15 protein-coding genes are annotated in these 13,032 nt (G+C 59.6%); 3 read left to right on the forward strand and 12 right to left on the reverse strand.

What is annotated here, in order from left to right; genetic code table 11:
• Nucleotides 1-18: 18 nt before the first annotated feature.
• A complete protein-coding gene (locus tag JZX87_RS22105; RefSeq protein WP_353654235.1) occupies nucleotides 19-900 on the reverse strand; it encodes an SH3 domain-containing protein in 882 nt (293 codons plus the stop codon).
• A 392-nt stretch (nucleotides 901-1,292) separates the two neighbouring features.
• Between JZX87_RS22105 and ubiG the strand changes: the two genes are divergently transcribed.
• Nucleotides 1,293-2,039, forward strand: coding sequence for a bifunctional 2-polyprenyl-6-hydroxyphenol methylase/3-demethylubiquinol 3-O-methyltransferase UbiG (gene ubiG, locus JZX87_RS22110; RefSeq protein ID WP_206828052.1), 747 nt, complete (start codon nucleotides 1,293-1,295; stop codon nucleotides 2,037-2,039).
• Here the strand turns inward: ubiG and JZX87_RS22115 are convergent, their stop codons facing one another.
• Genes JZX87_RS22115 through JZX87_RS22135 form a run of 5 tightly spaced genes read right to left on the reverse strand, consistent with a single transcriptional unit; the run spans nucleotide 2,040 to nucleotide 4,982 of the window.
• Nucleotides 2,040-2,615, reverse strand: a complete 576-nt coding sequence (locus JZX87_RS22115) for a DUF3291 domain-containing protein (protein WP_206828054.1) — start codon at nucleotides 2,613-2,615, stop codon at nucleotides 2,040-2,042.
• Nucleotides 2,616-2,629: 14 nt separating this feature from the next.
• Nucleotides 2,630-3,058 carry a DUF1178 family protein gene (locus JZX87_RS22120; RefSeq protein ID WP_148148261.1) on the reverse strand — a complete coding sequence of 143 codons (429 nt, stop codon included), beginning with the start codon at nucleotides 3,056-3,058 and terminating at the stop codon, nucleotides 2,630-2,632.
• Nucleotides 3,055-3,921 carry a carbon-nitrogen hydrolase family protein gene (locus JZX87_RS22125; RefSeq protein ID WP_206828057.1) on the reverse strand — a complete coding sequence of 289 codons (867 nt, stop codon included), beginning with the start codon at nucleotides 3,919-3,921 and terminating at the stop codon, nucleotides 3,055-3,057. Before JZX87_RS22125 ends, JZX87_RS22120 begins: the two co-directional genes overlap by 4 nt.
• Before the next feature lie 15 nt (nucleotides 3,922-3,936).
• Nucleotides 3,937-4,191 (reverse strand): glutaredoxin 3, encoded by a 255-nt coding sequence (grxC, locus tag JZX87_RS22130; protein ID WP_148148259.1) that lies wholly within the window; start codon nucleotides 4,189-4,191, stop codon nucleotides 3,937-3,939.
• A 47-nt stretch (nucleotides 4,192-4,238) separates the two neighbouring features.
• Nucleotides 4,239-4,982, reverse strand: coding sequence for a ComF family protein (locus JZX87_RS22135; RefSeq protein WP_286195007.1), 744 nt, complete (start codon nucleotides 4,980-4,982; stop codon nucleotides 4,239-4,241).
• An 89-nt stretch (nucleotides 4,983-5,071) separates the two neighbouring features.
• On the opposite strand from JZX87_RS22135, the gene JZX87_RS22140 reads away from it, so the two are divergent.
• On the forward strand, nucleotides 5,072-5,944 hold the full coding sequence (locus tag JZX87_RS22140) for a methyltransferase domain-containing protein (RefSeq protein WP_206828061.1): 873 nt from the start codon (nucleotides 5,072-5,074) through the stop codon (nucleotides 5,942-5,944).
• Nucleotides 5,945-5,980: 36 nt separating this feature from the next.
• Here the strand turns inward: JZX87_RS22140 and JZX87_RS22145 are convergent, their stop codons facing one another.
• From JZX87_RS22145 to JZX87_RS22170, 6 genes are all read right to left on the reverse strand, one after another.
• On the reverse strand, nucleotides 5,981-6,154 hold the full coding sequence (locus JZX87_RS22145; protein ID WP_206828063.1) for a Flp family type IVb pilin: 174 nt from the start codon (nucleotides 6,152-6,154) through the stop codon (nucleotides 5,981-5,983).
• A 45-nt stretch (nucleotides 6,155-6,199) separates the two neighbouring features.
• On the reverse strand, nucleotides 6,200-6,520 hold the full coding sequence (locus JZX87_RS22150; protein ID WP_183828186.1) for a hypothetical protein: 321 nt from the start codon (nucleotides 6,518-6,520) through the stop codon (nucleotides 6,200-6,202).
• Between the two features lie 103 nt (nucleotides 6,521-6,623).
• The gene (mutT, locus tag JZX87_RS22155) at nucleotides 6,624-7,034 is read right to left on the reverse strand and encodes an 8-oxo-dGTP diphosphatase MutT (RefSeq protein WP_148148255.1); all 411 of its coding nucleotides are present in this window, start codon (nucleotides 7,032-7,034) and stop codon (nucleotides 6,624-6,626) included.
• Complete coding sequence (locus JZX87_RS22160; protein WP_206828066.1) at nucleotides 7,031-7,801, reverse strand: GNAT family N-acetyltransferase; 771 nt, start codon at nucleotides 7,799-7,801, stop codon at nucleotides 7,031-7,033. Before JZX87_RS22160 ends, mutT begins: the two co-directional genes overlap by 4 nt.
• A gap of 8 nt (nucleotides 7,802-7,809) precedes the next feature.
• On the reverse strand, nucleotides 7,810-9,051 hold the full coding sequence (gene argJ, locus JZX87_RS22165; protein ID WP_206828067.1) for a bifunctional glutamate N-acetyltransferase/amino-acid acetyltransferase ArgJ: 1,242 nt from the start codon (nucleotides 9,049-9,051) through the stop codon (nucleotides 7,810-7,812).
• A gap of 77 nt (nucleotides 9,052-9,128) precedes the next feature.
• Nucleotides 9,129-10,025, reverse strand: coding sequence for a peptidylprolyl isomerase (locus JZX87_RS22170; RefSeq protein WP_206828069.1), 897 nt, complete (start codon nucleotides 10,023-10,025; stop codon nucleotides 9,129-9,131).
• A 243-nt stretch (nucleotides 10,026-10,268) separates the two neighbouring features.
• On the opposite strand from JZX87_RS22170, the gene secA reads away from it, so the two are divergent.
• The gene (gene secA / locus JZX87_RS22175) at nucleotides 10,269-12,980 is read left to right on the forward strand and encodes a preprotein translocase subunit SecA (RefSeq protein ID WP_148148251.1); all 2,712 of its coding nucleotides are present in this window, start codon (nucleotides 10,269-10,271) and stop codon (nucleotides 12,978-12,980) included.
• Nucleotides 12,981-13,032: the final 52 nt, after the last annotated feature.

Consider the following 13,032-nt stretch of genomic DNA (forward strand, 5'->3'; position numbering starts at 1 on the left):
TCGATCTGTTCGAAATCGTCAGTTGCAATTTGGCCCGACGACGCAGTTCTGGTTACGCTGCGGACGCTGCTGTTCCTCGCGCTGCGGGCGTTCACGGTCTCGCTCGCGGGCTCTTTCGCGATCACGATCGCGATCTCTGTCCCGCTCGCGCGCCTGATCCCGATCCCGGGCCTGATCCCGTTCTCTTTCACGGGCACGATCCCTATCCCTGTCCCTGTCACGATCACGCTCTCTCTCGCGGTCGCGATCCCAACCGGGAGGCGGGCGCCGATCGTTGCCGTCAAAGCGCGGCCGGTCACGGTCCCTGTCACGGGCCTGATCTCTGTCACGATTTCGGTCACGTTCCCACCGGTCGCGATCACGGGACTGATCCCAGCGATCCCGATCACGGGATTGGTCCCAGCGATCGCGATCACGGTCGCGATCCCAGCCCGGAGGCGGACGGCGACCATCATCCCAGCGCGGCGGGGGCGGAAGTGGACGCTGTGCACGCCAGTTGTAATCCCGCCAGCGATCACGCTCCCTATAGAAATTGCGGTCGCGGTAATAGGTGCCCCAATAATTGTCTACGTCGAACGTGACGGATGGGATGCCGAGACCGCCGTAGTAATCCGGCGCCACATAAACGCGGTTCGAGCGATAGGATGCCTGCACGTAATTGCCGGACACCCAGCCACGTCCACCGGCAAAGGAGACGTCGCACCAATTGACCGAGCTCATGCAGCCGTTGATCGTCACGGGCGCGCCGTAAGGAATAACGGTAACCGCCGGATAACCGGTACTGGGGCCGGACCGCATATTGACGTTTGCGGTGGCGTAACCGCGCACCGCCGCCTCGGCGATCGCGGGCGCCACCAGGAGCGTGCAGAAAGCCGCAGCACTCATCAGGAACTTTTTCACGGGCTTCCTCCTGAGGAATTTATCGAAACGGACATTGTTCCGTATCGAGTTTTTATCGCCATAAAATGTCGACTGGCCCCAATTGTTCCAGCATCCGCCTGAATAGGTCATGAATGACCTATTGGGCATTCATTAAGCGTCATGGACGCTTGCCGCACATAGGAATAGTAGCCTGCCGCAATGGAGTGAAATCAGTGATCTGGATAGAAGTCCACGATATCATGCTCGCGGCGTTGGAAGCGAGCATCGGCTGTTGACTACACCAACGGGCATACGTGGCGAGGTCTGCTTCGCAGGGCATTGGCGGCCAACATCGGGAAAGCCCATCAACCTCTTGACTTCATCGTCTCAACGTCCGACTTCAACACGCAAACGCGAAGGATGATAAGACGATGACGGAAGCAGCCAGAACGACGGTCGACAAGGATCAGGTCGAGATGTTCTCGAAAATGGCTGCCGAATGGTGGAGCCCCACCGGAAAATTCCGTCCGCTGCACAAGTTCAATCCGGTTCGCCTTGCCTATATCCGCGAACGCATCTGCCAGAATTTCGGCCGTGACCCGAAGGCGCATCGCCCCCTGGAAGGTCTGCGCATCCTCGATATCGGCTGCGGCGGCGGCCTCCTGTCCGAACCGGTTGCCCGCATGGGCGCAACCATCATCGGGGCCGACCCGTCGGAGAAGAATATCGGCATTGCCTCGACCCACGCGCAGGAAACCGGCACGCAGATCGATTACCGTGCCGTCACCGCCGAGGATCTTGCCCAGGCGGGAGAAACATTCGACGTCATCCTCAACATGGAAGTCGTCGAACATGTTGCCGATGTGAACCTGTTCCTCACCACCTGCGCCTCCATGGTGCGACCCGGCGGCCTGATGTTCATGGCGACGATCAACCGCACGCTGAAGGCCCGCGCACTCGCGATCTTCGCCGCCGAAAACGTCCTGCGCTGGCTGCCCCGCGGCACGCATCAGTATGAAAAGCTGGTCCGCCCGGAAGAGATCGAACGCCCGCTCCAGACCTCCGGTCTGCATATCGTTCACCGCACAGGCGTCTTCTTCAATCCACTTCAGGATCGCTGGAACCTCTCGCCCGACATGGACGTAAACTACATGCTACTGGCAAAGCGCGAGAGCTGATCAGGATTTCTGCACAAGCACGTGTGCCATCAGATCCTTGTGTCTTTCCGCATTGAGCGCAGCTAGTTCGCGCACCCGTGCACGGTCGATGGATATCCGCTTACCATCCGGTCCATAGGGATCTTTGAAGTTGAAACTGTCCGGTCCAGTCCCATGGTCGTGCAGACACTCGAAACGCTCTACGCCGTCAGACCAATTTGGCCGGCTATCCGTCCACCACAGGACAAGTGCAGGCCAACGCCGCTCCACCTGCCATTTTCGGCCATGTTTCAACGCGTCGGCATGGACGCCGGAATAGGAAAACGCCGTCAGCGATTCCAGATCGGCCCACATCGACAGCGAGGAGGGTGCGGTCTCAAAACCGCTCCCCTTTATGAAACGCGGAAAAACCTGCTGCCCCCAGCTCTCCGGACCGATCTCGCCATCATAGCCGGAACGTCCGATAAACCCTTCCGCAGTTTCGGCGGCAAGAAAATTGGCAGGCTCCCGCAAGCGAAAACCCTCAATTTCGGGGCTGTCATAAGGAGCGACGAAAAGGCCGAAATTGTAGATCGCCAGTTTCGCCGCGCTGGTCATCTCAGTTGGCCATATCAGTTCGTATCGTCCGTAAAATCCGGCAATGGCGCCACCTCGATCCCTTCGTCGATCAGGTCGCGAACCTCGTCCGCACTCGCCTGACCGATGATCCCGCGGGCATCCGCCTCGCCATAATGGATCTTGCGCGCCTCTTCGGGAAATTTTTCGCCTACATCCTCGGAATTAGCGCGGATATTGGCGACAGCTTCGCGAAGCTTAACCATTGCTTCCTGCCGAGCGAGATCCATCGCCATCTGTTTCTTCGCTTCCTTTTTCCGTGCGGTGGAAACGGAAGGCGCCATCAACGACTTGGAAATCGAACCCGAATTGCAGATCGGACAGGTCAGAAAGCCGCTCTCCACCTGCCGGTCAAAATCGGCACTTTCGGAAAACCAGCCTTCAAAGGTATGTGCGTTGTCGCAGCACAGCGAATATTTGATCACACTGCCACTCCACCGGTACCCCGGTCAGCATCCGGGCCGGCAACATCCTCCAGCACGAACTCGCGTGCATTCTTCAGATTAGGCACCTTTTTGCGAGTAATCACAACGCTGTCCAGGTCGAGATCGGCAACGAGAACTTCCTCACCCGCATCGCCACCCCGTGCGAGGATTTTGCCCCAGGGGTCGATGATCAGAGAATTGCCATAGGTCTCCCGGCCGTCCTCGTGTACCCCGGCCTGCGCTGCCGCAATCAGGAAAGCGCCGTTCTCGATGGCCCGAGCCCGTAGCAGGATCTCCCAATGCGCCTCGCCCGTCTGTCGCGTGAAGGAAGCCGGCACCGTCAGGATCGTCGCTCCGGCGACAGCCTGGGCGCAGAACAGCTGAGGGAACCGCAAGTCGTAACAGATCGACATGCCGAGCTTTGCGAAAGGCAGCTCCACCACCTTGGAGACGTCGCCCGGCTCATACGCAGAGCTCTCCCGCCAGCTCTCGCCATTGTCGAGATCCACATCGAACATATGGATCTTGTCATAGGTCGTGATCAGGCGGCCATCCGGCGCAAAGAGAAAACTGCGGTTGGCGATCTTGCCATCATCGCGAGCAATTGCCGTCGAGCCGACATGCAGGAAGATGCCGAGCTCTGCTGCAAGCCCGCGCGCTGCCGCCACGATGATGTCATCTGCCTCGACACGCAGAACCTCGCGGGCGGCCTTGCGGTCCCGCTGCAGCATACCCGTCATTTCCGGCGTCTGGACGTAAGTCGCCCCGCGCGCCGCCGCGTCCCGAACCAGCCGGGACATGTCGGCGGCATTTTTCGCCGGATCGACACCGGAACACATCTGGACTGCAGCGACCTTTATCATCGTCTAAACGCCTTGTTACGCAAGCATCGAGTCCAGCTTGCCTTGACGATCAAGCGCATGCAGATCATCGCAGCCGCCGACATGTTCGCCATTGATGAAGACCTGCGGAAAGGTCGACCGACCATTCGACTTGGCGATCATTTCGGCGCGAAGCTCCTGGCTATAGGTCGCATCATGCTCGACGAAATCGACGCCCTTGGACTGAAGCAGAGCTTTCGCACGTGAGCAATAACCGCAATATTCGCGGGTGTAGATGGTAACATCCGTCATGATAATCTCCGGGCGCGCTGGGAGGAATACGCACCGACTGTTGTCTCTCATATAGTTTCGGCCAGTGCCATTGCAAAGGTCAAAACGCTGACTTCGGTGGCACCCGCCTTCTTCAACGCCCGTGTCGCAGCGCTAACTGTGGCCCCGGTCGTGTAGACATCGTCGACAAGCACGATGTGTCTGCCGAACACCTCGGCCTCCCGTCCCTCGGCGACGGCGAAAGCTGCCCGGACATTGTCTTCGCGAGCCCGTGCAGTCAGCCCTACCTGTCGCTTCGTCCTCTTCGTCCGCACAAGCGCCGCCGACAGATAGGGCTTCCCCGTCGATATTGCGAGATGCCGCGCAAGCTCGGCTGACTGGTTGAACTTCCGGAGCGCAAAACGCGTCCGGTGCAAAGGCACCGGCAGGATTGCATCGCAGCAACGGAGGCAATCGCCCCCCGCGCGCTCCATCCATCCCGCCATGATTGGCGCAAGATCGCCTCGGTCCCTATATTTGAGCCCATGAACCATGTTGCGCGCGGTACGATCGAAGACAGTGGCTGCGCGCAGGCGATCGAAAACCGGAGGATGTGCGATGGCTTGTGCCGAGAGCATGCCTGGCCCTGGATCATAGGAGAACGGCAGGCCGAGTATGTCGCAATAGGGCCTCTCGATGAAGCGGACCTCACGCCAGCAGGAGGCGCAGACGGCCCCATGACGCCCCGTTAGAACGCCGCAACCGAGGCATACCGGAGGGTACACGACGTCGGCGATCCGCTGCAGACAGGCCGAAGCGGATTGCGAAAGCATTTTCACGAGACTATTGGCCGAATTGCCGGGCATGGACTTGACAATAAGCGACGAAATGCGCCTTAGCGAAGCATAATCGGGTGGTCATGATGGAATTTCTCTTCGACGAAGACCTGCTTGCACGCAGACGCGAACGAGCATTGGCAAATCACACCGGCAATGCGGATTTCCTGCTGGATCTGGCGGCAGGCGAATTGGCCGAGCGTCTTTCCGTTGTGGAGCGGCAGTTTCCTCTTGCCATCGAACTGCACGGAGGAACGGGAATCGCCGCGCGAAAGGCAATCGAAACCGGCAAGATCGAAACAATTCAGCGCGCAGAAACCAGCGAACGCTTCGCCAAGGCAGGAGAGCATATCCTGTCCGCCGGTCTTGATGACGTGCCGATCGAGACGGCATCGGTTAACCTCGTCCTGTCCCCGATGGCGCTGCATGCCGTCAATGACCTGCCAGGCACGCTGGTGCGCATTCGCCGCGGTCTGAAGCCTGATGGCCTGTTCCTCGCAGCCATTCCCGGTGCGGGGACGCTGTCGGAGTTGCGCGATGTCCTGCTTGCGGCCGAGGCCGAGCTGACAGGCGGCGCAAGCCCACGCGTTATCCCATTCGCCGATGTGCGCGATATAGGCGGCCTTCTCCAGCGGGCGGGTTTCGCCCTTCCGGTGGTGGACGCAGAAAACTATACGGTTCGATATGACAGCCTGTTTCCGCTGATGCGCGACTTGCGCGCCATGGGCATGGCCAATCCCTTAAGGGGCCGCAGCCGAAAACCCCTTGGGCGCGCATTTTTCCTGAGGGCAGCGGAAATCTATGCAGAGCGTTATTCCGATCCCGACGGCCGGATCAGGGCCACGTTCTCCATCATCTACGCCTCCGGATGGGCGCATCATGAGAGCCAGCAGCAACCGCTGAAACCCGGTTCTGCCAAGGTGCGTCTTGCAGATGCCCTTAAGGGCCTGGACGGTTAGCGCTTCCGACAAGAGCGGAAACGGCTTTAGACCGTCTTATTTGGACGCATTGGTGTAGGTGTTGGTGAGGGTGTTGAACATATTGCCCATCGCCTCGTAATAGTTGCCTAGCGCCGCGGCAAGCGTGATGCCGAGGACTGCGGCAAGCAAGCCGTACTCCACTGCCGTTGCACCACTGATATCCCTGATAAAACTGCGGAACAGGCGCATATGTCGTCCTTGGAATCTAATCGGTTCGATCATGCGCCGGAGTGTTCAGCAATCGCCGTCCGCTCCGTAACCCTGAACGATGCAAACCGAACCGGGTGTCTCCTGCAGAACGCTCCTGCGGATCGTGTAGTGCTTCGAACCACCTTCGGCGGGCTTGATCGATCCCGTCGTCAGCATATCGAAGTCTTCCTGCACGTGCGCAAGGCGCTTCTGGTCCGACCGCTCCGCCAGCATCGGCGTCACGATCAGCGACAGGGCAATTACGGCTGTTCCGAAAAGCAGCGCAATATTCAGCGCTCCGGTCTTGCCGGACCTGTACGTCGCCCGCTGGCGATTGCGCACAGTTTTCCAGAACTCGTCGTCCATTGTCCCGAAGCCTCGTCAGATCATTACGTGCCTAGCCACAAAGATGCCAGAATCCGTTGAACGAACTGTTAACGCGAGATAAATCCGACAGCTCTAATTTTAATTAAAGCAGATCCTGCAGCATCGGGATCAGTGGCTCATCCGCCGGCGGCATGGGATAGTCGCGAAGCGCATTCGGCCTCACCCATTTGATCTGCTGCCCCTCGCGGCCCGTCGGAACACCTTCAAACCGGCGGCAGACATAAAGCGGCATCAGCAGATGGAAGCTGTCGTAGGTGTGGCTGGCAAAGGTGAGCGGCGCAAGGCAGGCGACCTTCGTGGTGACCCCGAGTTCCTCATGAAGCTCCCGCACCAGCGTCTCTTCCGGCGTTTCACCGGGTTCGACCTTACCGCCCGGAAACTCCCACAGCCCCGCCAGCGATTTTCCCTCCGGCCGCTGCGCAAGCAGGATACGACCGTCGGCATCGATCAGCGCGCAGGCGGAAACGAGAAGAAGCTTTTTCGGTTCGCTCATGATTTCCGCCAGTAACGATAGGAATAGGCCTTGCTGAAGCCGAACCTCTGATAGAGCGCGATGGCAGCTTCATTGGTTGACTCGACCTGCAGCCAAGCGGTGCGTGCACCGCTGATCCGCGCCCAGCGAAGTGCCGAGGACAACATGTCTGTGCCGAGCCGTTCGCGGCGATGGGATGGTGCAACGGCAAGCGAAAGAATGCCGGCCAGATCGTTGTCCTGCACGCACAGCACCGTCGCCACGGCTCCATTACCGGGATCCTGTTTCATGAAGAAGCCGGATGTGGGCTTGATGGCACTGAGGATCTCGGCAAGCGCCGGCTTCAAAGCCGGATCGTCACCGGCAACCGAAAGGCATGCATCGGCAAAACGGCCGATATCGTGGCTTGGCAGATAATCGAGCGTGTCGGGAAGCTCCAGCCGGGAAAGGTCGACTGTCATGACATCCGCCGTCTCGAAGACCTCCCATCCGCTACGCGCCAGATGCTCAAGCATGACCGGCGGCGCAAGCGGTGTTTCCCTCAGCACAAGCGTCCTGCCGTAATCCGCAAAACGCTTGGCAGCCTTTGTGAGCCTGAGATCGAGATCCCGGTGATCGGAAGGATCAAGCGGAACGACGCAGTTGACCCGTTTCGACGGATGCCCGCCTGTCAGCCGCACCTGCCAGCTTCCGTCATAGACGACGGACGCGGCAGGCCATGCGCGAAACCCAACGGCTTCGAGCCTGCGGACCAGCGGCAGATCGGGCTCTACGGATGCTGCTGCCATCACCCGCATCAGCTCCGGTAATCGCCGTTGATAGCGACATATTCCTTGGTCAGATCGCAGGTCCAGACAGTCGCCTTGCCCGATCCAAGGCCGAGTTCGACCTTTACCGGAATGTCCTGGCCCTTCATCACGGCAGAGGCCGCCTCTTCAGAATAACCCGGATCGCGCTCGCCGTTGACGGCAACGCGGATGTCGCCGAACCAGATCGCCAGCTTGTCGCGATCGGCAGCTTCGCCGGCCTTGCCCACCGCCATGACGATACGGCCCCAGTTGGCGTCTTCGCCGGCGGCCGCGGTCTTGACCAGCGGCGAATTGGCGATCGACAGCGCGATCGTCTTGGCGGCCGCATCGCTTTCCGCACCGGTCACGGTGATCTCGAGCATCTTGGTGGCGCCTTCGCCATCGCGAGCGACCTGGATCGCCAGGTCCTTCAGGAGCGCGTTCAGCGCGTCACGGAAGGAGGCGAGCGCCGGATCATTGGCATCGGCAATCTGTTTCTGGCCATCGGCGGCAGCCGCGCCCGTGGCAAACAGCATCAGCGTGTCGGAGGTCGACGTGTCGCTATCGACGGTCATCGAATTGAAGCTAGGCTCGACACCGGCCGACAGCATCGACTGCAGAGCGGCAGAAGAAATGTCGGCATCGGTAACGACGAAGGACAGCATCGTCGCCATGTCGGGCGCGATCATGCCAGCGCCCTTGGCAATGCCGTTGATCGTCACCTTCACGCCGCCGATCTCGGCGGTACGCGTCGCGACCTTTGGATAGGTATCCGTCGTCATGATCGCCTTGGCGGCTTCCTGCCAGAAATCGCCGGTAGCGGTCTTGTTCATGTCGCCCAGCACGCCGGCAAACTTGGTGGCATCGAGCGGTTCACCGATGACGCCCGTGGATGCGAGATAAACCTCGTTCTCGCCGCAGCCGACAGCGTCGGATGCAGATTTCGCCGTCAGAGCGGTCGCAGCCTTGCCCTTGATACCCGTGAAAGCGTTCGCATTGCCGGAGTTGACCACCACTGCACGAGCCACGCCATGGGAGAGGTTCGAGCGGCAGAAATCGACCGGGGCCGAAGGGCATTTGGACTTGGTGAACACGCCGGCAACCGCCGCAGGCTTGTCGAAAACCATCAGCAGCACATCCGTGCGGCCCTTGTACTTGATGCCTGCAGCTGCCGTCGCCATCCGCACACCGCGGACCAGAGGCATTTCAGGATAGGATTTCGGGGCGAGCGGGGAGACGGAAGCGGACATGGTCAATACCTGCGCGAAAAGTTTTCAGTAAGCGATAGAAAAACGGGGGCACGAATGCCCCCGTTGTCATCAATGGATCAGGGCTTTGCAGCCGGGGCAGCTTCCGGGGCAGCCGCATCGCCGGCGCCGTCCTGCATCTTGCCAACTTCCTCATAGCCCTTCTTCAGGGCTTCGTCGGTGATCTCGACCTTCTGCTCAGCCTTGGCCTTTTCAAGGATTGCAACATACTTGTCGCGCATGACGAGCTGCTTCACCTGGTCCTTGACCTGGTCGAAAGCCGGCGGCGGTGCATCGCGCTTGTCTTCGACCTTGATGATGTGGAAGCCGAACTGGGTCTTGACCGGGGCTTTGGTATAGGCGCCCTTTTCGAGACCGAAAGCGGCCTCTTCGAATTCGGGAACCATGCGGCCCGGACCGAACCAACCGAGATCGCCGCCGTCGTCCTTGTTGCTGTCCTGCGAGTTTTCCTTGGCCAGCTTGGCGAAATCCTCACCCTTGTCGAGCTTGGCGATGATCGCCTTTGCTTCATCCTCGGTCTTGACCAGGATATGGGCAGCCTTCACTTCTTCCTGCTTCGGAAGAGCAGCGATTTCCTTGTCGTAGCGAGCCTTGACCTCTTCATCGGTCGTTGCTTCGACGACATGCTTGCGGAAAAAGGCGTTATGCAGTTCGCGATCGCCGATATAGGACATGCGCTTCTTGAAGTCGTCGGTCTTGTTAACGCCTTCGGCAAGCGCGCCGCTTGCGAGAAGCTTGACGTCGATCGCACCGGAAAGTGCTGCGACCTTCTTCTGCTCGTCCGGCAGCTGGGCCAGCTGCGGGTCGAGGTTCTGAACCGCAAGATCAAGTTCCGACTGGGTGATCTCGAGCGTGCCGACCTTGGCAACGACCTTGTCTTCCTGCGCGAAGGCAGGAACCTGGAACGAGATCGCAGCGGCGATTGCCGCCGTTACGAGAAGTTTGTGACGCAACATAAGTTACCTTTCGCATGGATGCCGGTCTCAGGGTTTGGATCCGGCCTGAATCCTTCACAAACACCGGAATGTGGCCATAGTGTATCGGCCGCAACCGTTGACATAATTCGGACCCCCTCTTATCTGTCACGCAACTTGGCGTCCAGAAGAGTTTCCGGGCGTTACGGGACAATTTGCCGGCATTGGAACCAACCTCTTCCGACCTGCAATCCCATGGCACTGAGATCAGAAAGGACCATTCGCATGGTCAGCTTCGGCGGCATTGCCCGCAAACTGTTCGGTTCGGCCAACGAGCGCCGCGTTCGCGGCTACAAGCCGACCCTCGCCAAGATCAATGCCATCGAGGAAGCAACCAAGGCACTGACCGATGAGCAACTCGCCCACAAGACGGTCGAGTTCCGGCAGATGCTGGCCGATGGCAAAACGCTCGAAGACATCATGATCCCCGCCTTTGCGGTGGCGCGCGAAGCATCCCGCCGCGTACTCGGCATGCGACCATTCGACGTGCAGCTGACTGGCGGCATGATCCTGCATGACGGCGCGATCGCCGAAATGAAGACCGGTGAAGGCAAGACGCTGGTCGGCACCCTGCCGGTCTACCTCAACGCCTTGTCGGGCAAGGGCGTCCACGTCGTCACCGTCAACGACTACCTCGCCCAGCGCGACGCCGGCATCATGAGCCGCCTTTACAGCTTCCTCGGCCTTTCGACCGGCGTCATCGTTCATGGCCTGGACGACGAACAGCGGCGCGCGGCCTATGCCTGCGACATCACCTATGCGACGAATAACGAACTCGGCTTCGATTATCTGCGCGACAACATGAAATACGAGCGCGGCCAGATGGTTCAGCGCGGCCACAACTATGCGATCGTCGACGAAGTGGATTCGATCCTCGTCGACGAAGCGCGCACGCCGCTGATCATTTCCGGCCCGCTGGACGACCGTTCCGATCTCTACACGACGATCGATACCTACATCCCGCTTCTCTCCGAAGAAGATTACGAGATCGACGAAAAGCAGCGCTCCGCCAATTTCTCCGAAGTCGGCACCGAGAAGCTGGAAAACCTTTTGCGCCAGGCCGGCCTCCTGAAGGGTGAATCGCTCTACGACGTCGAGAATGTCGCGATCGTCCACCACATCAACAACGCGCTGAAGGCCCACAAGCTCTTCACCCGCGACAAGGATTACATCGTCCGTAACGGCGAGATCGTCATCATCGACGAATTCACCGGCCGCATGATGCCGGGCCGCCGTTATTCGGAAGGCCAGCACCAGGCGCTGGAAGCCAAGGAAAAGGTACAGATCCAGCCGGAGAACCAGACGCTCTCCTCGATCACCTTCCAGAATTACTTCCGCATGTATTCCAAGCTCGCCGGCATGACCGGTACGGCGCAGACCGAAGCGGAAGAATTCGGCAACATCTACAAGCTCGAAGTCATCGAAGTTCCAACCAACCTGCCGATCGCCCGTATTGACGAGGACGACGAGGTCTACCGGACCTTCGAGGAAAAGTTCAAGGCGATCATCGTCGAGATCAAGGCTGCCCACGAGCGCAACCAACCGGTTCTCGTCGGTACGACCTCGATCGAAAAATCCGAGCTTCTGGCCACCATGCTGCGCCAGTCCGGCTTCGAAAACTTCAACGTGCTGAACGCCCGTTACCACGAGCAGGAAGCCTATATCGTTTCCCAGGCCGGTGTGCCGGGGGCCGTCACGATCGCCACCAACATGGCCGGTCGCGGTACCGACATCCAGCTCGGCGGCAATGTCGACATGCGTCTTGAGCGCGAGCTTGAAGGCGTGGAGGACGAAGCCGAGCGCAATGCCAGGGAAGCAGCGATCCGCGCTGAAATCAAGGAACTCAAGGCCAAGGCGCTGGAGGCCGGCGGTCTCTACGTCATCGCCACCGAACGCCACGAAAGCCGCCGTATCGACAACCAGCTGCGCGGCCGTTCCGGCCGTCAGGGTGACCCCGGCCGCTCCAAGTTCTTCCTGTCGCTTCAGGACGACCTGATGCGCATCTTCGGCTCCGACCGCATGGACGGCATGCTGCAGAAGCTGGGCCTCAAGGAAGGCGAGGCGATCGTCCATCCATGGATCAATAAGGCCGTGGAACGCGCCCAGAAGAAGGTCGAAGCCCGTAACTTCGACATCCGTAAGAACCTTTTGAAATACGACGACGTCACAAACGACCAGCGCAAGGTGATCTTCGAACAGCGTATTGAAATGATGGATTCGGAAGATGTTTCCGAGACCATCGAGGACATGCGCAACGAAGTCATCGAGGTCATCGTCGCCAAGCATATCCCGGAACGCGCCTACGCCGAACAGTGGGACGCACCCGGCCTGCATCAGGATGTCCAGCGCCTGCTCAACCTCGAACTTCCGATCGAGGACTGGGTCAAGGAAGAAGGCATCGGCGAAGACGATATCCGCGAGCGCATTACCGAGGCAGCCGACGCCGCTGCCAAGGATCGCCGCGAACGCTTCGGCAACGAGGTGATGAATTATGTCGAACGCTCGATCGTGCTGCAGACGCTTGATCACCTGTGGCGCGAGCATATCGTCAATCTCGACCACCTGCGCTCCGTCATCGGCTTCCGCGGTTATGCTCAGCGTGACCCGCTGCAGGAATACAAGGCAGAAGCTTTCGAACTATTCCAGGCGCTGCTGGCTAACCTTCGCGAAGCCGTCACCGCCCAGATGATGCGCGTCGAGCTGATGCAGAATCCGGAGCCGCCGGTTCCGCCACAGACCTATGAGGAACATCATCTCGACCCGATGACCGGCGAAAACCAGATTACCGGCCGCGACGATGAAGACTTCATTGCCGCCCCCGAGGATCGTCACCCGGAAGATCAGTCGACCTGGGGCAAGATCGGCCGCAACGAGGCCTGCCCATGCGGTTCCGGCAAGAAATACAAGCATTGCCACGGCGCCTTCGAACAGGCCTGAGGCATCTGGAAATAGCTGATACAAACGCCGCCCAATGGGCGGCGTTTTGCTT

This window comes from Agrobacterium sp. Ap1 (genome assembly GCF_017313375.1).
Classification (GTDB): Bacteria; Pseudomonadota; Alphaproteobacteria; order Rhizobiales; family Rhizobiaceae; genus Neorhizobium; species Neorhizobium cellulosilyticum.

Coding starts and splice junctions, on each gene's coding strand:
- JZX87_RS22115 (WP_206828054.1), bottom strand. CDS start 2,615: ATGACCAGCGCGGCGAAACTGGCGATCTACAATTTCGGCCTTTTCGTC.
- argJ (WP_206828067.1), bottom strand. CDS start 9,051: ATGTCCGCTTCCGTCTCCCCGCTCGCCCCGAAATCCTATCCTGAAATG.
- ubiG (WP_206828052.1), top strand. CDS start 1,293: ATGACGGAAGCAGCCAGAACGACGGTCGACAAGGATCAGGTCGAGATG.
- JZX87_RS22160 (WP_206828066.1), bottom strand. CDS start 7,801: ATGGCAGCAGCATCCGTAGAGCCCGATCTGCCGCTGGTCCGCAGGCTC.
- mutT (WP_148148255.1), bottom strand. CDS start 7,034: ATGAGCGAACCGAAAAAGCTTCTTCTCGTTTCCGCCTGCGCGCTGATC.
- JZX87_RS22125 (WP_206828057.1), bottom strand. CDS start 3,921: ATGATAAAGGTCGCTGCAGTCCAGATGTGTTCCGGTGTCGATCCGGCG.
- secA (WP_148148251.1), top strand. CDS start 10,269: ATGGTCAGCTTCGGCGGCATTGCCCGCAAACTGTTCGGTTCGGCCAAC.
- JZX87_RS22135 (WP_286195007.1), bottom strand. CDS start 4,982: ATGCTTTCGCAATCCGCTTCGGCCTGTCTGCAGCGGATCGCCGACGTC.
- JZX87_RS22145 (WP_206828063.1), bottom strand. CDS start 6,154: ATGCGCCTGTTCCGCAGTTTTATCAGGGATATCAGTGGTGCAACGGCA.
- grxC (WP_148148259.1), bottom strand. CDS start 4,191: ATGACGGATGTTACCATCTACACCCGCGAATATTGCGGTTATTGCTCA.
- JZX87_RS22140 (WP_206828061.1), top strand. CDS start 5,072: ATGGAATTTCTCTTCGACGAAGACCTGCTTGCACGCAGACGCGAACGA.
- JZX87_RS22150 (WP_183828186.1), bottom strand. CDS start 6,520: ATGGACGACGAGTTCTGGAAAACTGTGCGCAATCGCCAGCGGGCGACG.
- JZX87_RS22170 (WP_206828069.1), bottom strand. CDS start 10,025: ATGTTGCGTCACAAACTTCTCGTAACGGCGGCAATCGCCGCTGCGATC.